The 22,940-nt window shown below is 39.4% G+C and carries 20 protein-coding genes and 1 pseudogene; 11 read left to right on the forward strand and 10 right to left on the reverse strand.

Features of this window, described 5'->3' with window-relative positions:
• Positions 1-227: 227 nt before the first annotated feature.
• A complete protein-coding gene (locus I6F10_RS03980; protein WP_165743783.1) occupies positions 228-902 on the reverse strand; it encodes an HAD family hydrolase in 675 nt (224 codons plus the stop codon).
• Between the two features lie 454 nt (positions 903-1,356).
• Here I6F10_RS03980 and I6F10_RS03985 point away from each other — a divergent pair, with 454 nt between their 5' ends.
• Positions 1,357-2,883, forward strand: coding sequence for a catalase (locus I6F10_RS03985; protein WP_165743784.1), 1,527 nt, complete (start codon positions 1,357-1,359; stop codon positions 2,881-2,883).
• 99 nt (positions 2,884-2,982) lie between these two features.
• Complete coding sequence (locus I6F10_RS03990; protein WP_010553600.1) at positions 2,983-3,498, forward strand: ankyrin repeat domain-containing protein; 516 nt, start codon at positions 2,983-2,985, stop codon at positions 3,496-3,498.
• 100 nt (positions 3,499-3,598) lie between these two features.
• Here I6F10_RS03990 and I6F10_RS03995 read toward each other — a convergent pair whose 3' ends face one another.
• Complete coding sequence (locus I6F10_RS03995) at positions 3,599-5,647, reverse strand: TonB-dependent receptor (RefSeq protein WP_165743785.1); 2,049 nt, start codon at positions 5,645-5,647, stop codon at positions 3,599-3,601.
• A gap of 674 nt (positions 5,648-6,321) precedes the next feature.
• On the opposite strand from I6F10_RS03995, the gene I6F10_RS04000 reads away from it, so the two are divergent.
• Positions 6,322-7,878 (forward strand): PepSY-associated TM helix domain-containing protein, encoded by a 1,557-nt coding sequence (locus I6F10_RS04000; protein WP_010553596.1) that lies wholly within the window; start codon positions 6,322-6,324, stop codon positions 7,876-7,878.
• 83 nt (positions 7,879-7,961) lie between these two features.
• On the opposite strand, the gene yddG is transcribed toward I6F10_RS04000, so the two are convergent.
• Positions 7,962-8,870, reverse strand: coding sequence for an aromatic amino acid DMT transporter YddG (gene yddG / locus I6F10_RS04005; RefSeq protein WP_197098471.1), 909 nt, complete (start codon positions 8,868-8,870; stop codon positions 7,962-7,964).
• A 494-nt stretch (positions 8,871-9,364) separates the two neighbouring features.
• On the opposite strand from yddG, the gene I6F10_RS04010 reads away from it, so the two are divergent.
• The 7 genes from I6F10_RS04010 (at position 9,365) to I6F10_RS04040 (ending at position 17,056) form a co-directional block, all read left to right on the forward strand.
• Complete coding sequence (locus I6F10_RS04010) at positions 9,365-10,018, forward strand: TetR/AcrR family transcriptional regulator (protein WP_165744452.1); 654 nt, start codon at positions 9,365-9,367, stop codon at positions 10,016-10,018.
• 3 nt (positions 10,019-10,021) lie between these two features.
• Positions 10,022-10,504, forward strand: a complete 483-nt coding sequence (locus tag I6F10_RS04015; RefSeq protein WP_165744453.1) for a putative 4-hydroxy-4-methyl-2-oxoglutarate aldolase — start codon at positions 10,022-10,024, stop codon at positions 10,502-10,504.
• Positions 10,505-10,912: 408 nt separating this feature from the next.
• A complete protein-coding gene (locus I6F10_RS04020) occupies positions 10,913-12,115 on the forward strand; it encodes an amidase family protein (RefSeq protein ID WP_165744454.1) in 1,203 nt (400 codons plus the stop codon).
• Complete coding sequence (locus tag I6F10_RS04025; protein WP_165744455.1) at positions 12,112-13,713, forward strand: gamma-glutamyltransferase family protein; 1,602 nt, start codon at positions 12,112-12,114, stop codon at positions 13,711-13,713. The genes I6F10_RS04020 and I6F10_RS04025 overlap by 4 nt, the downstream gene beginning before the upstream one ends.
• The gene (locus tag I6F10_RS04030) at positions 13,701-14,525 is read left to right on the forward strand and encodes a sulfite exporter TauE/SafE family protein (RefSeq protein ID WP_165744456.1); all 825 of its coding nucleotides are present in this window, start codon (positions 13,701-13,703) and stop codon (positions 14,523-14,525) included. Before I6F10_RS04025 ends, I6F10_RS04030 begins: the two co-directional genes overlap by 13 nt.
• A gap of 3 nt (positions 14,526-14,528) precedes the next feature.
• Positions 14,529-15,758, forward strand: coding sequence for a pyridoxal-phosphate-dependent aminotransferase family protein (locus I6F10_RS04035; protein WP_165744457.1), 1,230 nt, complete (start codon positions 14,529-14,531; stop codon positions 15,756-15,758).
• Between the two features lie 14 nt (positions 15,759-15,772).
• Positions 15,773-17,056: an allantoate amidohydrolase gene (locus I6F10_RS04040; protein ID WP_197098472.1), complete on the forward strand. Its 1,284-nt coding sequence runs from the start codon at positions 15,773-15,775 to the stop codon at positions 17,054-17,056.
• Between the two features lie 128 nt (positions 17,057-17,184).
• On the opposite strand, the gene I6F10_RS04045 is transcribed toward I6F10_RS04040, so the two are convergent.
• The 7 genes from I6F10_RS04045 to I6F10_RS04075 all read right to left on the reverse strand — a co-directional run bounded on the left by I6F10_RS04045 (position 17,185) and on the right by I6F10_RS04075 (position 22,499).
• Entirely contained in the window at positions 17,185-17,487 is a 303-nt protein-coding gene (locus tag I6F10_RS04045) for a hypothetical protein (RefSeq protein ID WP_024596154.1), read from the reverse strand.
• A 43-nt stretch (positions 17,488-17,530) separates the two neighbouring features.
• Positions 17,531-17,734 (reverse strand): DUF1272 domain-containing protein, encoded by a 204-nt coding sequence (locus I6F10_RS20530; protein WP_442960856.1) that lies wholly within the window; start codon positions 17,732-17,734, stop codon positions 17,531-17,533.
• The gene (locus I6F10_RS20535; protein ID WP_442960857.1) at positions 17,697-17,780 is read right to left on the reverse strand and encodes a DUF1272 domain-containing protein; all 84 of its coding nucleotides are present in this window, start codon (positions 17,778-17,780) and stop codon (positions 17,697-17,699) included. Before I6F10_RS20535 ends, I6F10_RS20530 begins: the two co-directional genes overlap by 38 nt.
• The gene (locus I6F10_RS04060) at positions 17,774-18,073 is read right to left on the reverse strand and encodes a 2OG-Fe(II) oxygenase (protein ID WP_231619879.1); all 300 of its coding nucleotides are present in this window, start codon (positions 18,071-18,073) and stop codon (positions 17,774-17,776) included. Before I6F10_RS04060 ends, I6F10_RS20535 begins: the two co-directional genes overlap by 7 nt.
• A 412-nt stretch (positions 18,074-18,485) precedes the next feature.
• A complete protein-coding gene (locus tag I6F10_RS04065; protein WP_165744459.1) occupies positions 18,486-19,673 on the reverse strand; it encodes a hypothetical protein in 1,188 nt (395 codons plus the stop codon).
• A 167-nt stretch (positions 19,674-19,840) separates the two neighbouring features.
• Positions 19,841-21,379, reverse strand: coding sequence for a glucan biosynthesis protein (locus I6F10_RS04070; RefSeq protein ID WP_165744460.1), 1,539 nt, complete (start codon positions 21,377-21,379; stop codon positions 19,841-19,843).
• 364 nt (positions 21,380-21,743) lie between these two features.
• Positions 21,744-22,499 (reverse strand): hypothetical protein, encoded by a 756-nt coding sequence (locus I6F10_RS04075; RefSeq protein WP_121954196.1) that lies wholly within the window; start codon positions 22,497-22,499, stop codon positions 21,744-21,746.
• A gap of 275 nt (positions 22,500-22,774) precedes the next feature.
• Between I6F10_RS04075 and I6F10_RS20540 the strand changes: the two are divergent.
• A pseudogene (locus I6F10_RS20540) lies at positions 22,775-22,927 on the forward strand (IS110 family transposase); the annotation flags it as partial.
• Positions 22,928-22,940: the final 13 nt, after the last annotated feature.

The raw sequence follows: 22,940 nt of genomic DNA on the forward strand, positions 1-22,940 counted from the left end.
AATAATTTAACGAGTTAAATAAACCCCCATATTCAAGCAGATTGGTATAGTACCTAAATACTTTGCCTTTTATAATTTGGCTTATAAACGCATGATGTTTTGCCATGTTTTGTTTTATTTTTAGTAAAGCAAAACCATCTACATTTATATTTTGCGTTTGCTTGCCTGTCAGTGTGTAAGGCGAACAAATCACGTTAAAAACTTTGTTTATTTAAAAAGCTGCGTGTTTACTGCTTTTTAAGTGCAGGGTATGCACTAAAAAAATCTTGCCAATGCGTTAAATGATCAACATTTGGGTAAGCACTGTGTACATGATTAACAGAGCCTTGCATATGTTGCCCACCGCTGTAATGCAGTACTTGCATATTGGCGTCAATTCCTGCATTTACGCCTGCTTTACTGTCTTCAATTACTAAGCAATGCTCTGGCTTTACACCCATTCGCTTAGCTGCATGTAAAAATAAATCAGGCGCTGGTTTACCACGCTTAACTTCGCTGCTGGTAAAAACCGTATCGCTAAAGTACTTACTTAAACTCACTACGCTCAACGCTTTTGCGGTGCGTGCTGGGCTGCTGCTAGTAGCTATACAAATAGGCACAGCTAAATTGTTAAGTACGTCTTCTATATCATCAGTCGTGGTTAGTCCGGTTTCAAATTCGTTTAATAGTGCCTCGCGGTAGTCACCTTCAAAGCTTTCAGGAAGAGTGACATTAAATGCATCCGCTATTTTTTGGCTTACTGTTTTAAAGTTGCAGCCTAAAAAGTGTTGCTGTACATAAGCGCGGTCAATCTCAACGCCTTTTTCAACAAGCATATTAATGAGTACGTGTGCGCTTAAAATTTCGCTATCAATAACAACGCCATCACAATCAAATATCACTAGCTCAATATTAGTATTCATCTTGTCACCTTATTCAAACTGTTTGATTTAGCTAATTTAAGCATAACGAGTTAAGCGCGATTAATATTGTGCAACTTTTTAGCACAACCCAACAATGGGCATAAGCCCATATACTGAGCATATTCCCTTTATTGTGCGAATATGTCAACACACTGTAAGTATAAAACGCACCAGCTTGGTGAAAATACCGCCAGATAAAACTAAAAACCCTTGTATTTAATAAATTTTATAAATTTTATAAATTTTATAAATTTTATAAAAGCATATTGTGACTAAGGTCGTAGTAAAAAAATTACATTAATGTAAAAAGTGTATCTGCAAATTCATTTCATCTGTTTTACAAATCACATCAATCTAATTAATCAGTTTTACCGAAGTTAATAAAGTTAATACTATCGTTAACAGATTAACAGCCTGCACCACTGCCGGCACTTTTAAATAGATGAGGTCGACAATGAATACTCAAATAAACAAAACAAAATTAACACTAACTGCACTGGCACTTGCAATGGCATTACCGGCAAGCGCAGCAACAGCTCTTACTAAAGATAACGGCGCAGCTGTTGGCGACAACCAAAATTCAATTACTGCTGGCGAACGCGGCAGTGTGTTATTAGAAGACGTACAACTAATTCAAAAACTACAACGCTTTGCACGTGAACGTATTCCTGAGCGTGTGGTACATGCGCGTGGTACGGGTGCTCATGGTGTATTTGTGGCATCAAAAAGTTTAGATGATTTAACCATGGCAGCACCTTTTACCGAGGCCGGTAAAGAAACTGGCGTTTTTGTACGTTTTTCATCGGTAATTCATTCAAAAGGTAGCCCAGAAACACTGCGCGACCCACGTGGCTTTGCGATTAAATTTTACACCGATCAAGGTAACTGGGATTTAGTGGGCCTTAACTTACCGGTGTTTTTTATTCGTGATGCAATTAAATTTCCAGATATGATCCATTCATTAAAGCCATCACCTGTAGATAACATTCAAGATCCTAACCGTGTTTTTGACTTTTTTTCATACGAACCAGGCTCTACTCACATGTTAACGTGGGTTTATAGCGACTACGGCACACCAGCAAGCTTACGTAAAATGGATGGTTGGGGTGTACACTCTTATAAAATGATCAATAAATCGGGCGATGTTAAGTACGTTAAATTTCATTGGGTAAGTAAACAAGGCATTGAGAATTTAAATGCAAAAGAAGTCGCTGAAGTTCAAGGCCAAGACTTTCAACATTTAACGCGTGATTTATACAGCGAAGTAAATAAAGGTAACTTCCCAGAATGGGATCTATACATTAAAACGCTTGATCCGTCGCAGCTTGACGACTTTGATTACAACCCATTAGATGCAACAAAAATGTGGTTAGGTGTAAAAGAAGTGAAGGCAGGTACATTAACGCTTAATCGCATGCCAACTAACTTTTTTCAGTCAACAGAACAAGTAGCAATGGCACCGTCTAACATTATTGCGGGTATTGAACCCTCAGAAGATAAGTTATTACAAGGGCGTGTATTTTCATACGCAGATACGCAAATGTATCGCCTTGGTGCTAACCATCAACAGTTGCCAATTAACCGTGCAAAAGTTGAAGTGGTTAACTACAACCAAGACGGCGCAATGAACTATGGTAATACTCAAAGCAACGTAAACTATCAACCAAGCCAAGAAAACGTAGCTGAAAACCCAATTGCCCGTAGAAGTAATACAGAGCTTAAAGGTTTTGTACAACAAGCCGCTATTAAAAAGCAGCAAAACTTTGCGCAAGCAGGTGTTTTATACCGTGGTTTTAGCAAGCAAGAACGTACAAACCTAATTAATAACCTAGCAGGCGATTTACGCAAAGTGCAAAACAGCAGTGTTAAACACAAAATGCTTAGTCACTTTTACAAAGCTGATAGCGAGTACGGTACACGCTTAACTAAAGCTGTAAACGGCGATATTAAAATGGTTAAACAACTAGCCGCTAACTTATAAGCAACTAGTTAAAAGCAATTAGTCCCAACTAAATAGCTATTTAAACCACAACCATGAGGAAGGAATAAACCCCTTCCTCTTTTATAAGAGACAATTGTTATGCGTAATTTATTAATTATAGTCGCTCTACTGCTAAGCTTTACCAGTAGCGTTTACGCTCAAAATACATCAGATACACAAACACCCAGTACGCAATCTGAAACCCAACATTCTGCAAAAACACAATACGAGAGTTTATTTGCTTATTACTTTGCCGCAGCACGTACAAACGACACCGCTGTAATAGAGCAATTTGTAGATGCTGGTATTCCTATCGACAGCTACAACAATAAAGGCTACACCGCGTTAATGATTGCTACTTACCATGGTAATAAAAACACGGTCAACACACTTTTACACTTAGGCGCTAATGCCTGTCTAGAAGATAACCGTGGCAACACAGCGCTAATGGCCGCTATTTTTAGAGGTGAATTTAGTATAGCTAAAACACTCGTATCACTTGATTGCGACAACGCGCATCAAAACAAAGCCGGTCAAACAGCCGAGCAATTTGCACAAACATTTGGTCAACAAAAAGTTATAGAGTTACTAGCGCAGGTAAATAATGCAAAATAATCTGCACGCAACAAAAAGCCCTAAAATAATAGGGCTACTTTGTTTATTAAAATTTACTGCTTAATTTTAATAGTCATCCTCATTATTTAATTAATGCACGTTAAAAACGATACGTTACTGAAGCACCTAACGTTTGAGGATTCACTACCGCAACATAACCTGTTGGGTAGGGACCACTTGCAGGTTCAACTGACGTAAATGCTTCTTCATCTAATGCATTATTAATAAAAGCACTCACCAACCAATGATCGCTGTTATAGCTTATTGTTGCACGCGTAATTGTATAACCTCCGGCAACACGCTCTTCTGTATTAGTTAAATCTCCATAGTAATCGTCTACATAATTAGCGCTCACATTTAACTTTAAGCTATCTGTAAACCAATGCGATAACCCTAAACTTGCAGTTAGCTCTGGTGCTGAGTTTAATTCGTTACCTACTGCATCTGAATAAGTCGCTGATTCATCTATTTTAGTTTTTAACAAACCTAGCCCTGCATGTAACTGCCATTGATCATCTAACATGCTATATGCTTCAAGCTCTAAGCCATAGCTATGTGCATCGTCAATATTAGTGATTTTTCGACTTGAGCTTAAGGCTTGATAACCATTAAAGTTATTGTAAAAAATATTAGCACTAATATTTAAATCACCATTATTTAGTACGCTACGCGAGCCTACTTCATAGGTATTTACTGATTCTTGCTCGTAGTAATAATATTCTTGTGCAGCAAAATCTAAGGCACCACCACCAGCGTTATAACCACGGCGAGCACTTGCCGATAAGGTAGTGTTGTCAGTTACTTTATATTGAACAGCTACCGTAGGTAGTTTTATCGTATTAGAATTATCTAATTGCTCAACTAATCTGCTGCCACCAAAAGCCATATCAAAATTACGAAGTTGTTCTTCACACTCAACTCGCAGCCCCGCTGTTAACGTAAGCTCATTTGTTAACTCAAAGCTTGTTTCGCCATAAATTGCTTTAGAGTCACTACTATCGTCACCAAAATAATTGGTTGCACCAACGCTTTTAAAGTCTTGTTCACGGTCAAAATAAGCAATACCTACAAAGCCCGAATAAAAATCACTATTTAAGCCAAAGTTTAATTTACTATCAATTGTGATATTTTTTTCATCCATAGAAATATCAGACTCCGCACTGGCAAGTGCCTCATATGCTTCAAAGCCCCATTCATAATCCATATATGCGAGTAGTATATCGAACGAAAAGTTATCATTTATTTTATAATCAATATTTACCTGAGTCGTGTCTGACTGGGTATCCATATCGCGCTGAAATAAAGGCACATAATCAAACGGTTCATCACCTTCAAAGTACTTACGACCTGTATTACCCTCTTCACTGTAGGTAGAGTAAGTTAGCTGTACAGCTAAATCTGTTGTTGGGGTATACAGTAATTTTGCACGCGTACTACTGGTATTAAGCTGATTTAAGTTTTTATCTGTTGGATTGGTTTCATGTATCGTTGGGTTGCTAAAGGTTTCACCATATACATATTGAGTAGACAAACGAAATGCTAGTACATCTTCAATCAAAGCCCCCGAAACAACAGCGGCTGTATCAAGGTAACTATCTTGATTTCTATACCCAACGCGTACAGCACCTTCAAAATCTTGTGTTGGTGCTTTGGTTGTCATATAAACTGCACCACCAATGCTATTACGACCATTGCTAGTTGACTGCGGTCCACGGTATACCGCTATTTGATCTATATCCCACAAACCTGTATCACCGGTTAAATCAGCTACAAATGGCTGACTTACACCATCAACAAGCGTTGATACTCTTGCTTTAGAGCCTCCACTAAATGAGTTAAAACCTGTTGCACCACCATTACCCGACACACCGCGCATATCTGGCACGGCTCCAGTAAGTACCACTACATTTGCCATTTCTGCCAAAGCTTCTGAAACCGAACCTAGTTGTCCATTTTCTAATAGTGACTTATCTACCACTGCAACCGATGTAATCGTATCTTTGAGTGACCTTTCGATTTTTTCGCCTGTTACAATAATTGTATCTATTGATTCTCGACTTGTTTCATCAGCAAATGCATTGCTTTGAGCCAATAACAAAGAGCTTGTAATCAGTAGTGAAAGTTTATTAAGCTTAAATGAAGCTACCACAGTTATTTCCTTTTATGGATAGTTGTTTTATTTTTCGGAAAAATAGCACAAACATACACTTGTTGCAATTGAGTTTAATTATCATTTAGAATAGCAATATCATTAACAAGTATTTTAATTTATGTTGCAACTTACCCTTTCTCTTATTTTATTTACTGCTACATCCCTGTTTTATCTTAGTAACCGCCACCAACGGCTACTAAGCAAACCCATTAATAAAAGTTGGCGCAAGCTCGCATTTATCCTTTTTGTTATTGCAATACCATTAGCCTTATATGCTTTTTCTAATGCGGCAGCCGTATTTTTTATCATTTTAATGATAATGCTCGCTTTAATAATAATTCCGCTCGTAAGCCTGATTAAACACAAGGAAGTAAAATAATGTCATCTGCACAAAGGCAAAAAATAAAACCAACTTGGCTTGGTAAAAGTTTGGCTGGTTGTTTTTTAGGGCTAGCGCTAGCGTTTATTCTCGTTGCTTTTTTTGCATGGTACGGAGCGGGAGGCATAGATGCGCCCGACAAAGTGCAATTTAATATGTGGATGATACCCATTTTATGGTTAACTATTTTTAGCTTCACCTACCTGTTTAGTTCAGCAAAAAATGCTTGGCTGACACTTGGGGGCTTAAATATAACGCTATATAGTTTATTTATAATTTTAAGGAATTGGCTATGAGAGTAAGAGCCGATATTTTGCGTACCTACCAAGGCGTGCATACATGGACAGGAATAATTGCAGGTTTAGTACTTTTTATAGGTTTTTATGCTGGTAGTTTAACCATGTTTAAACACGAATTAGCACAGTGGGCAAACCCCGCCAGTGCACCAGTGACTAAACCACAAACTAACAATCACCAAACATTAGTTGATCAAGCAATAGCTAAGTACCCTGAGCAAATGGGTAATGGTTTTTCTCTCGATTTATTAACAAATCAAGCGCCACTATCTTGGTATAGCCAAGGTAAAGAACGCGGAATGAAACTTGATAATCAATTACAGGTACTCTATCTAAACCAACAAAATAATCTTGTAATACAGCAACAAAGTGAGAATAAACTTGCAGATTTAATAGATTACTTACATCGAACCGCAGGGTTTGCAGGCGAAATTGGGCACGACCAATCAGGCGTATATATACTCGGTATAGCATCTGCGCTGTACTTTTTAGCATTGGTATCTGGCGTAATTATTTTACTACCCACGCTTGTAAAAACCTTTTTTGCGATTCGAAAAGAAAAAGGTGCCAGTCGCTTTTGGCTCGATAGTCATAATTTAGTTGGAATCGCCAGTTTGCCTTTTCATTTAATTATAGCGTTTACTGTGGTGGTATTTGCATTTCATGATCTAATTTATGATGGTCTATCAGCATTTTATGGCGATAAATCCTTTTTTCAACGACCTGCCCCAGCAGCACATAATTATCATATTGCAAACTTACCAAGCATAAATAAACAGCTCCTAGCGGCAAAAAACTACGCTCCAGGTTATGAGCCAATTCATATTTCATTTAGTCGTTTAAATACAAACAGTCCGACAGCAACATTAAAAATGAGTAATAACAGCGCTGTCGTTCGCGGACCTGATACCGACTACTTATTCTTACACCCCTATACATTAGAAGTACTTAACTCAAGCTATCCGCAAGGAGATGATGGTGTTTGGGGTAATATAGTAGGAAGTTTCTTTTCACTTCACTTTGGTACTTATGGAGGTGAATGGGGACGTTGGGGGTATTTTGTTATGGGACTACTTGGCGCATTCTTATTTTACTCTGGTAACTTATTATGGCTAGACAAGCGCTTTAAACAAGATGCCAACAAACGAAGTACACGATTTATGGCAAATTTAACAATTGGTGTTTGCTTAGGGTCAATGATTGCAGTGGTTGCCACTTTATTACAAGCTAAATGGACTAACCAATATATGGGTAACGCAAATTACAGCTATCTCTATAGTTACTATTTGGTATTTTTTGCCTTTGTTGCTTATACCTTTTTTAAAGGAACTCACCACGCTAGCTATTGGGGCTTAATGGGTATTACACTTTTATCTGCTGGAATGGGGGTTTCAACACTTATACAGGCTTTATTAGCTGATGATTTTTTAAAATATTATCAAAGCGGTTTTGTTGATATTAGCGCTGCAGTATTTGCATTAATATTTTATTATTGTGCAAAAAAAGTTAGAAATAAATCAGTAAGCTATGCCGTTATACCTGCAAAATTATAAAGAAAAACTTAATGAGGCGTATTGCACGCCTCATTAAAGTTATAAATTTAGATTTAAAATATAAAAACATTAACTAACGTAGATTAGTTTACTGTGCGTTTAGGCTTTTCTCGCGTTACAAAGTAGCAAATTAGCGAGCCCACTGTTACCAGTACAACCCCTTGCCAAAACGAAGCACTCAGCGTAATAGATAAATACAACGCCGAAATAATAGTAGAAAACACCGGTGTAAAGTACGAAAGCGTTCCCAAAAGCATTAAGTTACCGCCAATAATAGCTTGATTCCACAGTGCATAACCGCTCCCCACGACTACACCAGCTAATAGCAACGTTATGCTTGAGCTGAGCGAAAACGTTAATGGCGCTTCATTACTAAAACCATATTGCGCCCACAAACTCATTGCCGTAACAGTAAAAAATAGCGTAATAGCATTTTTACCATTACTCAGTTTTTGCGTTACTACGCAATAAATAGCCCATATAAACGCAGCAGCTAATGCCATTAGATAAGTAGCAGGATTATCTGCAAAGTTAGTAACAAGCGTATCGAGAGACATTTCTTGATCGCCCGTAATACACCAAGCAACGCCTAAAAAAGCAATAATCATACTTGGGTAAACCCAGTAACTTACTTTTTTACGACCAATAATAATAGAGAGTAATATTGTTAGCGTGGGCCATAAATAATTAATAACCGCCATTTCCATCGCCTGATGACGACTATTTGCCATACCAATAGAAAGTGCCAAACAAATTTCGTAAGCTACAAATAATAAAGTACCTACTACCAAGTAACGTTTTGAAAAACCACTAAACTTGGGTGCTCCCATAACCAAAATTAAAAATATTGCACTGACAGAATACATAGCCGCAGCACCACCAATGGGGCTAAACAACTCAGAAATATCCCGTAGTAGTGCCACTAAGCAGCTCCACAGTAATATTGCAGCGACTCCATACAGTGTATATTTATTTTTGCTTATAAAATCCATTTGCCAATCTAAAAGTACTACTCGTAAATTTGAAACTAAACTAACAGTAATTATTTAATTAAACAATAAGGGTCTGTTGATCTTTCAAGGTTAAATTTGCAGCAGTCTGTTTGGTATTTAGGCAAGGCAGAGCCTATATAGTGTGGTTATTCCCCATTAATGGGCGATAACGTAGCATTAATGCCAAACAGGCGCTGCCCAAAGGGTTCTTCCTAGGGGCTATTTACTCTTTGTTGCCTACATGGATGTAGGTAAGGGGCGTGAGCAGGACGCGGAAGCTTTGCTCGGTTCTTACTTAGCCCACTAGGTTACAAACCTCGCGCCGCGATTAAATAGCCCCTAGTTTGAACAAATTTTAATCCGCAAAGATCAACAGACCCTAAAGTTAATAGCTTAAACCTCTCGCCTGTTTTTAACATTCATCCTTTTTAGTAATTGACCTTTTGGTCAGTAAAGCTACAATCAATCAATACGTTAAACACGCAAACTCTATAATGACCACACAAATAAAACCAAATAAAAAAGAAGTTACGCGCGAGAAAAATCAAAAACTAATTTTAGATGCCGCCGAGCAATTGTTTTCGCAATTAGGTTACGACGGAGCAAGTATGAGCATGGTTGCTAAAGAAGCGCAGGTGCCAAAAGCTAATATTTTGTATTACTTTAAAAGTAAGGATGGTCTGTACGAGTCTGTGATCGACCGCATAATAGCTAATTGGAACTTGGGGCTTGATAACGTCACAATTAACGACGATCCAGCCATCGTGCTTTATAACTATATTAAAAGCAAAGTAATACTGGCCGTAAATCAGCCAATGCAATCTCGCTTATTTGCCAGTGAAATACTGCGCGGTGCCCCTTATTTACAAAACTACTTTAGAACCAATACCCGCCCTTGGGTTAAACAAAAGGTTGATGTACTTCAAGCATGGATGGACGCAGATAAAATGGATAAGGTTGACCCCTACCATTTGCTCTTTACTATTTGGTCTACCACGCAATATTACGCCGACTTTCAGGCTGAGGTTTTACTTGTAATGAACAAATTAGAGTACGACGAAACCGATGTGGCACAAATTACGCAGTCAATTGCCCACATAATTTTAAAAGGTATTGGTCTTAAAATACCTGAGCAAAGTGAGACTTAACCGATGACATCCTTTACTACACCCGATTTGTTTGACGATCATCGCGATAAAGTACAAGTAGCAGACAGCGGCCTTTATCACTTTGGTAAAAAAACCACGTTTTATGGCAAAGTAGTTACCGTTACCTGCCCAGAAGACAACTCTTTTGCCGCCGATATATTGCATGAAAATGGTGAAGGTAAAGTATTAGTTATAAACGGGTTTGCGAGCAAACGCTTTGCGTTTATAGGCGATATTATGGCTGAGCGTGCCTTAAGTAATGGCTGGGAAGGCGTAATAATAAATGGCTGTTGCCGAGATATAGAAATACTTGCCACGATGAACTTACCTGTTATGGCGCTAGGCTCTACACCGCGTAGTACCTTAAAGCGCGGCTTTGGTGATAAAAACCAAGCTATTACCATGCTTAGCACCACCATAGAACCTAACGATTGGGTTTACGCCGATATTAATGGTTTAGTCATCAGTAAAACGCCCCTTATTTAGCACTCAAAATCATATAAATAAAGACCAACTTGGTGCGCCTGCGCACCAAATTGGTTTGTTTTAACTCATTTTAGTGTCACTATTTTTATAGCCCACATTTATAAATCTCATACAACCCATTAAAACCTGACCAATTGGACAGGATTTTAATTTATGGCATTCCTCTTGCTTAGTCTAAGCACTATAAAATCAAAACTACCGATTGAAAAGCACAGCTGTAACAATTGCATTAAATTAGTGATCTATTATAACGCGAAGAAAATAGCGCTATGAGTGCGCTATTTAATTCGATAGAATGATCATGCTTTTAATAAAACTGGTATTAAAATAATAATAACCAGCCCGCTTTTTAATCACTCTTAACTTAATAAGTAAGTACTTGGTCAGTTTTATAATAATGAGCTGCAAATGAGTGATAAAAAAAACAACAAAGGTATATTTTGCAATCACGGTCCTACCCTGTGGCAAACAAACTACTCTGGAGTGCTTGCAAACAATCGCTTAGCTGTAAAAGATGTATTTGCAGTAAAGGGCGAGCGTAACAGCGCAGGCAACCCAAACTGGTTTAAAACAGCTAAACCGGCTCAAAATACGGCAAGCTTGGTTAATAAGCTCATGACCGCTGGTTGTAACTTTATAGGCTTTACCCATACTGACGAACTGGCTTATAGCTTAGAGGGTAATAATATACATTATGGCGCTGCGCAAAATCCTAAATTAAAAGGGCATGCTTGCGGTGGTTCGAGTATGGGGTCTGCTGCTGCAGTTGCTGCTAACTTAGCTGATATTGGCTTAGGCACCGACACCGGCGGCTCAATTAGAATACCCGCCAGCTATTGTGGTTTATATGGCATAAGGCCAAGCCATAACGTGATTGAAAAAGACGGCCTAATACCGTTGGCTCCCCCTTTTGATACCATAGGTTGGCTTACCCAAAGCGCCGAGCTATTAAGCAGCGTTGGCGATATATTATTACCACAACAAGCTATTAATAAAGTAAATACGCTGGTTATTTGCGAAGCACTATTTGAACTCGTTGACCCTGTTTTACAAGCCCCACTTAAACAATTGCTTGAAAAAACCAAGCCTAATTTTAAGCACCATAAAGAATTTGAACTACCTAACAGCAACTTATTAAATGAACTTGCTGATAGTTTTAGAGTACTGCAAGGGCGAGCAATCGCAAAAACGCATAAAGATTGGCTTCAATTGCCGGGGCAACTTCCCCAGTTTGCTCCAGCAATTGCGGCACGTTTTAATATGGCGCTTGCCCTAACTGATCAAGAAGAACAAGAAGCACTAAAAGTACAAACCCAATGGCAAACACTAATAGCTAAAAACCTAAATACAAACAGCTGTTTATTTTTGCCAACCACCCCCACAACCGCACCTAAATTAGGCGCCGACACAAGCGCCTTACGCATGCAAATTATTACGCTTTCGGCAATTGCAGGGCTTAGTGGCTCAGCGCAAGTGCATTTACCGCTGGCTGATTTAGCAAATGATCATCCGTATGGTTTTTCATTAATGATGAGCCACGGTAACGATAAAAGCCTACTTGCTTGCGTTAAGCACCTAGCTGCACACTTTAAACAGGACACACCGGCATGACCACACACAACATTGCATTTACCGCGTCTCATTTTTCGGCCACTGAGGCGGGTATAAATATACTAAAACAAGGCGGTACAGCTACCGAGGCTATGGTAGCGGCTGCCGCTGCGATTAGCGTTGTATATCCACATATGAACTCAATTGGTGGCGACAGCTTTTGGCTTATCGATAACCCAAGCCAAAAAACGCCTACCGCTATTGACGCCTGCGGCCGCGCAGCAACTAATACAACGGCGTATAACTCGCTCACGCAAATACCAGAGCGCGGCGGATTAAGCGCACTAACTCAAGCGGGTACAATTCGCGGTTGGCAAAAGGCGCTTGAACTAGATGAGCATGCGGCACTACCACTGTCAAAAATTTTAGCACCTGCTATTGAACTTGCTCGCGAGGGTTTTACCGTTACAAAAAGCTTGCAAGCAGGCTGCGAAAAGCTAGCCACTGCTAACAATACCAATGACGCGTTTAAAAACCTCTACATACCCAATGGCAAGCCCTTACAAGCAGGCCAGCATTTTAAAAACCCTAAACTTGCAGCAACGTTTGAATACCTAGCAAAGCATGGTTTAAACGCATTTTATGAAGGCGCACTTGCCAACTCATTTGCCGCCGACTTAGCAAAAGCAGGCAGCTCAATTACCGCAGGTGACATTGCAAATACTAAAGCCGAGGTAGTTACTGCGCTAAATGCAAACCTCAGTGGTATTGATTGCTACAACTTACCCGCGCCAACACAGGGCGTGCATTCACTACAAATAATTGGTGCCGTAAATAAGTTAAAGCATTTAGCTAAAACCGATGCCGACTGGACGCACTTAATTGTTGAGGCAACTAAACAAAGCTTTACCCATCGCCCTACCCTTTGGGCTGACCCTGATGTGTTAGGGGATGATTATAAAAACGCACTAACCGATAATCGCTTAAGCGAACTTGCTAACAATATTGATATGAGTAAAGCCAAAAAATGGCCATTTAACGCAGAGCCTGGCGATACTGTGTGGATGGCAGCCAGAGATAAAAACGGGCAATTAGTCAGCTTTATTCAAAGTATTTACTGGGAATTTGGCAGCGGAATATTAATGAATGAAGGCGGCTTTGTGTGGAATAACCGTGGTTTAAGCTTTAGTTTAAACAATGAAGATATTGATGCGAGTAACAATATTAACGCCCTTGCTCCTAATAAAAAGCCCGCTCATACACTTAACCCAGCACTGGCAAAGTTTAGCGATGGTCGTCGACTTGCTTACGGTACAATGGGCGGTGAAGGGCAGCCACAAACTCAAGCCGCTGTTTTTGCAGGCTACGCGTGGCGAAATAAATCAATAAAACAAGCAATTAGCGACCCTCGTTGGTTACTTGGACGCACATGGGGCGATACGAGTACAAATTTAAAAATTGAAAAAGAGTTAGTTTTTCATATAGAACATGAATTAAATCAACGTGACCACGATTGGGTAAGCGTTGATAATAATAACGAAATGATGGGGCACGCTGGGGCTATTTTAGATACACCTACAAGCCTTGAAGCTGCAACAGATCCTCGTTCAGATGGACGTGCAACAGTAACTACAGCAGGAACACAATGTCAGAAATAATAAATCAATGGCCAATTATAGTAGCCTTAATAGCAACCGGTATTTTTGCCGGTATTTTAGCAGGACTTTTTGGTGTAGGCGGCGGTATTGTTATCGTCCCTGTGCTGTATTTTTTACTGCAAGGTTTTGGCGTAAGCCCAGAGTCGGCAATGATGATAGCCACCGCTACATCACTTGCAACCATAGTACCTACTTCGCTCTCATCTATTCGCTCGCATCATAGCAAAGGGAATATTGACCTTGCGCTAATAAAATACTGGGCACCATTTATTTTAGTTATAGCCGTTGTAGGCAGCTACTTAGCGCACTCAATACGCGGTAATGCACTGGTACTTATGTTTGCCTGTATTGCTATTTTAGTCAGTTTAAACATGTTATTTAGAGCCGGCGCACCCGCGCTTGTAAAACAACTGCCAGGTAAATTTGGTCAAGGCGTTATGGCTAGTATTGTAGGTGGTTTGTCGGTAATGATTGGCATAGGTGGCGGTACTATTGGCGTACCTATGCTAAACGCATTTAATGTACGCGCCCATGTTGCAGTAGGTACTGCGGCCGTTTTTGGTTTGTTGATTGCGCTACCTGGCGTTATTACCTTATTAAGTATTAGCACAACGCCAACCGATGCTCCCCTAGGTACGTGGGGGTTGGTTAACCTCCCTGCCTTTTTTCTTATTATTCCGCTAACTATTTTATTTGCGCCTATTGGCGTAAAAATTGGTAGCAAGCTGGATCAAAAACAACTAAAACGCGCCTTTGCCGTTGTATTAATGATAACCGGCATTCGCATGCTCATTCAGACTCTGGGAGCCTAAAATATGTTTAATAACACGCAAGTTCAAACCTTAAACCCACCACAGCGTTTATTAATGGGACCAGGCCCAATTAATGCCGACCCTCGTGTTTTACGTGCTATGTCGGCGCAGCTTATAGGCCAATACGACCCAGTAATGACCGGTTTTATGAACGAAACCATGGCACGTTACCGCGAAATTTTTAAAACTAAAAACGAATGGACCATGCTAATAGATGGCACATCGCGCGCAGGGATTGAAGCCGTATTATGCTCAATTTTACGCTCAGGCGATAAAGTACTTGTGCTAATTATGGGGCGCTTTGGCCACCTACTTGCTGAAATAGCAGAACGCGTTGGCGCAAAGGTGCACACAATAGAAGTACCGTGGGGCGAAGTGTTTACGCCAGAGCAAATCGAAAAAGCCATTGTTGATGTAAAACCCCATGTACTTGCTATGGTACAAGGCGATACATCCACCACCATGAACCAACCTCTTGAGCATATTGGCGATATTTGCCAAAAGCACGATGTACTATTTTATTGCGATGCCACCGCCTCTATTGTGGGTAACGAACTTCCTGCCGATGAATGGAAACTCGATGCACTTTCGGTTGGTCTGCAAAAGTGTTTAGGCGGTCCTTCTGGGTCTGCGCCATTAACGCTTAGCGACAAATGCGCCGAGTGGATCCAAAAACGTAAAAAGGTAGAAGCAGGTATTCGCACAGCGGAGCATACCGACGGCACAGAGCCCTTTGTACGCTCAAACTATTTTGATTTAGGCATGATCATGAATTACTGGGGCGAAGAGCGCCTCAACCATCATACCGAAGCCACCAGCATGCTGTACTGCGCCTCAGAATGCGCCCGCATAGTCATTGAAGAAGGCGTGGATAACTGCGTAGCGCGCCACAAATTACATGGCGATGCCATGCTAACAGGCATTCAAGCGCTCGGCTTAAATGTATTTGGTGATTTAACACATAAAATGAACAACGTACTGGGTGTGTATATACCCGAGGGCATTAATGCCGATCACGTACGCGGACAAATGCTAACCGATTTCGGAATAGAAATTGGCACCTCGTTTGGACCATTGCATGGAAAAATTTGGCGTATTGGCACTATGGGCTACAACGCCCGAAAAGATGCTGTATTACAAACACTTGCAAGCTTAGACGCTTGCCTACATGCCAACGGTTACAAAGGCCCTAAAGGCGAAGCCGCCATTGCCGCCCTTGCTCACTATAAATAAAAAAAGGATTTAGCATGACGATTGTAAGCCCACAACACAGCCCTTTATTAGATAAAGAGCTTGCTGATGAATACACAACACGCGCTTTATCTCGCTGTAAAACCCTCAGCGCACTATCGCAAATGCAAGGCGGTATTCACCGCGTGTACTTATCAAAAGAGCACAAAGAGTGTAACGCCGTTACTGTATCGTGGATGGTTGAGGCAGGCATGCAATCGTGGCAAGACGAAGTGGGCAACCTTTGGGGGCGGCTTAAATCATCAAAACCACATGCTAAACGTTTAATTATAGGATCGCACCTCGACACAGTACCAAACGCAGGTGCGTTTGATGGTATTTTAGGTGTACTGCTGGGGATAGAAATTGCAGCGCTTGCACATAAGTTAAAGCTCGACCTGCCCTTTCATTTAGATGTAGTGGGCTTTTGCGATGAAGAAGGCACCCGCTTTGCCACAACTTTAATTGGCTCAAAAGCCCTCGCTAACGAATTTGATCCACAGTGGCTAAACATTAAAGACACAAACGGCATAACTATGCGCCAAGCCATGCTCGACTTTGGCCTAAACCCTAACGACTACGCAAAGGCCGCACTAAACAAAAACGAATTACTAGGTTTCTGGGAAACTCATATTGAACAAGGTCCTGTACTCGAATCGGTTAATCAGGCGTTAGGGGTTGTAACTGCAATCGCAGGAGCAAAACGCGCCATGCTTACCCTAACAGGGCAAAGCGGTCATGCGGGTACAACCCCTATGAATTTACGTCAGGATTCGTTAGCAGGCTGCGCTGAATTAGTAACCGAAATTGAAAAACTAGCAAGTAATGCTAAAAATGGCGAAGTTGCCACCGTAGGGCAAATACAGTCTCGCCCTGGGGCTACAAACGTGATTGCAGGTAAAACGACCATTAGCCTAGACGCACGTGCACAAAGCGACACCGATCTCGCTAACTTACTAAGCGCCATACAAAGCAGCGCACAATCTATAGCAAGCAAACGCAATTTAACGCTTGATTGGCAATGGACGCATGCCGCCGATGCCGTAGCGTGCGACACTAAAATTCAGCATTTGTTTTCAAGCGCATGTAAACTCAATAACCAAGCATCGCCTTCACTTGCCTCAGGCGCAGGGCACGATGCAATGGCAATCGCTCCAATTTGCCCCGTGGGCATGTTGTTTATACGCAGCCCTGGCGGTATAAGCCATCACCCAGCAGAAGCGGTTATCGACAGCGATGTAACAAAGGCACTCAGTGTAATGTACAGCGCGCTTTTACTTTATGTGAAAGAGTGTGAGTGATTTTAAGGTAATCGAGTAAACCAAGTATATTAACTTGGTATGCTTAGGGGCTTAAACCTCCTCAAAGTCATTTGGAGGTTATTACTGAAGGCAGGTAAATGCAGGAATATACGTTATTTAAAGTAGCTTTATCGGGCTGCCCTTTGCTCTTTTAGGCTAAGGCGTTTATGTGAGCTATATACATGTTGAATGTTTGTACCATTAACCAAATATGCATCCATTTCGACGGTAATTAAACCCGATAATGGCTTGATTTCTAGAACACCCAACTCACCTAAATTTGCAGATAGTAAAGTATTATTCCTAATAGCTAACAAAGTTTTGTCAGTATCTCGTAAGTCACCATTTACATATAATTTAGCACCACTAAACCAAGTGTTAATTATTTTAACTTTGATTGACTTAACAGTAAATTCAAAGGATTTTCTCATCAGATCTCCATACCCAGAAATGTAATTATTATACTTTATGTTCTTATATGTTTGGCGCACAACCATTTTCGTTTAATACCCGCTTAGTCGATGCTGGGTAATTTTTTAGTGCAGCCAAAGGGCGAATTGGCCGCTGAACCAAATTACCTGAGCAGTTTGGGCACACGTTATTTAATACCGTTTGAGCACAGCCAAAACAAAATGTGCATTCAAATGAACAAATAAAAAGCCTCTGTGGACTGTGCAGGTAGATTCTTATCACAACATTCACAATTAGGTCTTAAATCTAGCATTTAGCGCTCCCTTTTATCCACCCAATGCTGAGTAAATATCTATTACCTTTTATAACTTTTGATACCTGATGCTCACTTACATCAGGGCGGAATAGCTTAACCCGCTTTGTTTCAGATATCGGATTACTGCAAATAAACTCACCACCCAAATCTGCTTCTTTAAGCACTATATTCAATCGATAGTGTTTACCAGATTCAACTTTGTCTGTGTGTGGTGATATTTCACTTCCTTGTGGGAATTTAAGCAAGTAAGTATCAAATTTAATTGGCCACGTAGCACCACAAATCAACATTTTATCGTAGCCTGACTTTTGCCTACCTCGCTCCCAACAAAATAATTTACTCAAAAAAAAACATGCAATCCCTCGAAACAGCTAACAAGCAGCAGGTTAACTCGTTTTTTATTTATTTTTATTGGTAAATAAACCATAGCCGAGTTCATATTTTGGTTCAATCGTTTACTGTATTTTACGTAAAATACAAAAAGTGTTCGGTGTTGTTTAAATTAGTATTTTAGAAGGGAACACTGGTGTTTGAGTGACTTTATTGAGGTACTAAGGGCTTATCTTTCTTAATACATCGCGTTTTGCAGCTTTTCTACATTATGAACAAGGCAATACAGTTGCCGCAGCGTAAAGAAACAGCTAAACAGGACAGCCATTCTAACTTAATGAAAAAACTTAGGCTGGCGTCACTGTTAATTCATCAAAAATTGAACATGTTTTCCAGAGCCGCCTCTAAAGACATGGGCATATGACGTTTATTCATAATTCGGTTGTTAAGCTCTTCTTTAAGTGATTTAACCGTAGTGCAATACTCTAAACGTTTAGCAATTTCATCACATTCATTATTTAGCGCCGCTAAATGGTTTACAAAATTATCTTTAATTTGCGCTTTACTACGACCATTAAACTTACGCCACACAATTGTATATTGGTCATTACTTTCTTTTTGTTGCCGATGCTGTTCATTTAGCTCGATTATTTTATTTTGCAGTAACGGAATTAAGTTTGCTTTGGTTTCTTCGTCAAAATCGACATCGTCGTCAAAATGGCTTATGTAAAGTTGTAATAAAGTAAAACCGTCTTTCTCTTTTCGAGCTTGTACTAACTGTTGCATTAGTTCGTGTTTTTCTGCTTTTTTTGCAAGATCAGATTCTTTATCTGGATGCAACTTAGATGCTAAACGTTTATACATTTTGTTTAGCTGCGAGCCTTTAAATAACGTTTCTAATTTTGAGTTGTTTTTTTGTTGTTTAATTTCATCGCGATCAAATCGCTCGTGTTGGTCAAAAAAGTCATCCCAATCTTCATCTTGTTCATAGTGCATATTATCTGCACTAAACGCTTCATCATCTTTCTCCTCACCAAAACCTTGCTCGTCAAGGTGCTTATAAAGCAATGAAGGATCAGCTGTTATTTCTCTCAGTTCGTCATCTGTTAATTCTAAACCGGGGAAATCTTGCTGTAACATATTACGTAATATGTTTAACTCTGAAGAAGGGATTGTACTAACCGTATCTTGGTTATACTTATTTAGGTAAGATTGAAAAACTTGAGACACTTCCTCAACATTCAACTCGCCAATGAATGGATGTTCTGACAAATAATCTAAATCTTCATTTATCCAATCCACAAGTTCATTACGCTGTTCAATAGTTAAGCTTTTACGTTGGATAAACTTACTAAAATGAATAATTTGTTCTGCAATCATTTGAGCTTGAATTTGCTCATGGTGCTCTACTTGTTCTTGAAATTGAGAAAACAGGATCTGCTTTTTAATATCAAAGTTTGCGTTACGCTTAGTATGTTTTTCAATTCGCTGCCATAAACGCTCTAATTCAGAAGGCGTTTTAGTCGCCGCTTGTTGCTTTACATTTTTTAAAAATGTCATATTAAGTTCCACTAAAATTTATATCCATTACTTTTTATGCACGTAATTTGTATGCTTGAATTATAAATTTAATTAAAGCATACATAAAGCCAAGCATTAAAAAGAACAAGGATAAAAAGCGCCTGAGTTCATTTAAGAACAATATGCTAAACAGTTACTTTAAGGTCTTATTTAATCGTTACCTTTGCATCACTTACCCATGTCTCAGTTATAGCTTCATCATTTTTATCAACTAAATACGCGCGTATGTTCACCGGATTGTTGTTAGCTTGTTTGTAGTCAAACGCTAATCGCCATTGGTTTGTACCAACTACCGGATAAACTCCAATAGGTTCTAGTATTTCACCGTTGCTGGCTTCAACAATCGGCTTTATACCACTTTTGTTATCTAAGCCTTTAAATACTGGACCTTCAAAATCAATCACCATCTTGTTAACGCCTTCAGGAATAGGCTGGCCGGGAATTCCGCCTAAGCCTTGGCGAGTATTTACAACGCTTGCAAGGTTTTTTGATTTTGGATCGAGTGGACGCCATTCAATATCATAAGAAAAGGTAAACTCATCACCTTTGCGCGCCTCTTTTTCGGGCACCCAGTAGGCAACAATATTGTCGAACGTTTCATCTTTTGTAGGAATTTCGATTAACTGTACTGCGCCTTTGCCCCAATCGTCAGTAGGTTTAATCCACGCTGATGAACGCTTATTGTAAAATACGCCGTCGTCCTGGTAGTTATTAAAGTCACGATCTCTTTGGATTAAGCCAAACCCTTTTGGGTTCTCATCAATAAAACTATTGGTCGACACCGACTGAGGATTATTTAATGGGCGCCAAACGTATTGACCCGATCCTGTGTGAATAGCCAGTCCATCACTGTCGTGAATTTCTGGGCGCCAGTCTTTAGCTTCTGTTTTATCTTTTTGTGAGTACCAATACATACTAGTTAGCGGTGCTACACCTAAGCGTTCAACATCGGCGCGCATATACAAATTAGCGCTCACTGAGGTGATATGGCCTTTAGCTTCTTTGTTATCTTTACTTAAACCAAACCGATAAGCACCAGTGATAGAAGGCCCTTCAAGCAATGCCCAAACAGACACACTTTCACCTTTTTTCTCTGCGGGGCCAATCCAAAATGCAGAAAAGCGCGGAAATTCTTCTGGCTGATTCATGCCCGTATTAATTGCAATACCTCGAGCCGACAGTCCATATTGCCCCTCTGGCCCGTCGGTACGAAAATAAGACGCACCTAAAAAAGATATCCAATCTGGTTTCATATCTGGGCGCATTATTCTAAAGCCTGCAAATCCAAACCCTTCTGGGAGATCGTGAGCAGGGCTGTCATCAGGCATATCAAAAACATCATTACTAAAAGGCACATTTTGAACCTGATTTTTATCGTCTCTGATGTAAATACTTACTGGCTCAGGAAAATATCGCCCAGGGTAAAATAATTGTACTGGCGCCTTTTTTCCACTTGGGTATAAGGTTTCATCTTCTTTAAAGCGTATTTTCCAATGTTCGTCATACGTAATTTTATCGATAAGCTCAGGGGCTGGTACTGCAGTTGGCGTATAGGGCTTTTCGGCTGAAGCTTTTGCTAGGGCTTTTAAGTCTTCGAATGAAAACTGCGTTTTATCTACTGCTTCTGTCGCGTAAGACGACATCGAAGTGCTAAAAATAATTGCGATAAATAACTTTAATTTCATAAAAAGAATATCCAATAAATTGAGTCAAATAAAAATGGGAACGCTGCACGAACGTATGTTTAACTTAAAGTTCTGTATGGATATTACGTGACGTAATATGAACTAGCGTTTACTAAAATATTGTTATTTGACTACAGGACCTCCCATAGTTATTTTTTTTAGGTATTGGTTTTAAGGGAAATTGCGAGCGTTTGATGATATCGCTGAAGTGAAAATAAGTGGGATAGCGCAATTTATTATTAGATCGCTGGTATTCAAATTGATAAAGGTTGTATTTAGGTGGTGGAAAACGAAGAGGCTCACCCCTTTTAAAACTTGCAATTAATGGCTGAATTTTACTAGTCGTCCACATCAGGATGTGTTGTTATACGGTTTTTACACTAGGCTCTGTGTGCTCTTTTATTAAATAAGCATACGCTAGTAAATAACTTACTAAATGCCGATATATATCATGATAACGAGGTAACAAATCCCCATCAACTATTGGTAGCTCAATGATATAAACTTTCCCATCAAATATAAATTGTTGAATAAATTTTTCGTGCTCAAGTCGATCATTATTGATACCAGATTGTTTAATAACTTTATTAATAAATGCTTTAGAATCTAATATACAACCTTGCTCATGTACAATTGCATGCCTTAGTTTTTCTACTAATAGAACTGCAATTTTTAGGTGAATATTACACTTATTACTTTTCTCGTTTTCATTTAACAAAGGGTAATTATTACTGAAATATGTTAACGTTGTTTTTAAGTCCCTTGGCGCTGTTTTAGTAGTTAACATTTCATATGAACGCTTAACATAACTTTCGAATTTTTCAAATGCATTCGACAACAGCCAACAGTACTGATTATTTTTTTGTTTAAGAGTTAAACTTTTTAAGTCAGAAAGACTCGTTTTACGAAACGCATATTTTTCTACTTCACCTGAAAAGGGATTATCAAATCCAAAAGCATAACTGCCTACGACAGAATTAGGTGATTTACTCTTTTCAAATTCATCGAGAATATCGAACTCTCGTTTAAATGCAGCATTCGCTACTTGCTGAATTAAATTGATATCTGCTAAGTCTTTTAAAAGATTATTGTAAGATCGTTCTATAGACGCATGATTCATAAGTTTCAGACCGTATAACGAGCCTGTAAATTAACTCGTTTTTTTATTTGTTTTTATTGATAAACAAACCATAGCTGAGTTCCTATTTTGGTTCAATCTTTTACTGTATTTTACGTGGAATATAAAAAGAGTTAGCTGTTGTTTTAATTGGCATTTTGGGAGGTATTACTGGAAATTTAGTATGGTTGTCTTTTTTACTCTTTCTAGAATGGGCTGGATTACCTGTGCGTTATTTATTTTAGGCTAAAGCACCGTTAATTGACCACGATAGTTGGCAACAAGAAACCATAGGAAAGCCTCATAATACCATCATCAGTTCATTGGCATTTAAGTGGATACGAATACTATTTAGGTGCTGGAAAACACACACGCCTTACGACGAATCAACTTACTTAACAGCATTAAAAAGTAAGGGATCACCACTATTAAAATTTGCGGTGA

This window comes from Pseudoalteromonas sp. SWYJZ98, assembly GCF_015864495.1.
Classification (GTDB): Bacteria; Pseudomonadota; Gammaproteobacteria; order Enterobacterales; family Alteromonadaceae; genus Pseudoalteromonas; species Pseudoalteromonas distincta.

Excerpts from the sequence above, each read along its gene's own strand:
- I6F10_RS03980 (WP_165743783.1), bottom strand. The coding sequence starts at position 902 with ATGAATACTAATATTGAGCTAGTGATATTTGATTGTGATGGCGTTGTT.
- I6F10_RS03985 (WP_165743784.1), top strand. The coding sequence starts at position 1,357 with ATGAATACTCAAATAAACAAAACAAAATTAACACTAACTGCACTGGCA.
- I6F10_RS03990 (WP_010553600.1), top strand. The coding sequence starts at position 2,983 with ATGCGTAATTTATTAATTATAGTCGCTCTACTGCTAAGCTTTACCAGT.
- I6F10_RS04000 (WP_010553596.1), top strand. The coding sequence starts at position 6,322 with ATGAGAGTAAGAGCCGATATTTTGCGTACCTACCAAGGCGTGCATACA.
- yddG (WP_197098471.1), bottom strand. The coding sequence starts at position 8,870 with ATGGATTTTATAAGCAAAAATAAATATACACTGTATGGAGTCGCTGCA.
- I6F10_RS04010 (WP_165744452.1), top strand. The coding sequence starts at position 9,365 with ATGACCACACAAATAAAACCAAATAAAAAAGAAGTTACGCGCGAGAAA.
- I6F10_RS04015 (WP_165744453.1), top strand. The coding sequence starts at position 10,022 with ATGACATCCTTTACTACACCCGATTTGTTTGACGATCATCGCGATAAA.
- I6F10_RS04020 (WP_165744454.1), top strand. The coding sequence starts at position 10,913 with ATGAGTGATAAAAAAAACAACAAAGGTATATTTTGCAATCACGGTCCT.
- I6F10_RS04025 (WP_165744455.1), top strand. The coding sequence starts at position 12,112 with ATGACCACACACAACATTGCATTTACCGCGTCTCATTTTTCGGCCACT.
- I6F10_RS04030 (WP_165744456.1), top strand. The coding sequence starts at position 13,701 with ATGTCAGAAATAATAAATCAATGGCCAATTATAGTAGCCTTAATAGCA.
- I6F10_RS04035 (WP_165744457.1), top strand. The coding sequence starts at position 14,529 with ATGTTTAATAACACGCAAGTTCAAACCTTAAACCCACCACAGCGTTTA.
- I6F10_RS04040 (WP_197098472.1), top strand. The coding sequence starts at position 15,773 with ATGACGATTGTAAGCCCACAACACAGCCCTTTATTAGATAAAGAGCTT.
- I6F10_RS04045 (WP_024596154.1), bottom strand. The coding sequence starts at position 17,487 with ATGAGAAAATCCTTTGAATTTACTGTTAAGTCAATCAAAGTTAAAATA.
- I6F10_RS20535 (WP_442960857.1), bottom strand. The coding sequence starts at position 17,780 with ATGCTAGATTTAAGACCTAATTGTGAATGTTGTGATAAGAATCTACCT.
- I6F10_RS04060 (WP_231619879.1), bottom strand. The coding sequence starts at position 18,073 with ATGTTGATTTGTGGTGCTACGTGGCCAATTAAATTTGATACTTACTTG.
- I6F10_RS04065 (WP_165744459.1), bottom strand. The coding sequence starts at position 19,673 with ATGACATTTTTAAAAAATGTAAAGCAACAAGCGGCGACTAAAACGCCT.
- I6F10_RS04070 (WP_165744460.1), bottom strand. The coding sequence starts at position 21,379 with ATGAAATTAAAGTTATTTATCGCAATTATTTTTAGCACTTCGATGTCG.
- I6F10_RS04075 (WP_121954196.1), bottom strand. The coding sequence starts at position 22,499 with ATGAATCATGCGTCTATAGAACGATCTTACAATAATCTTTTAAAAGAC.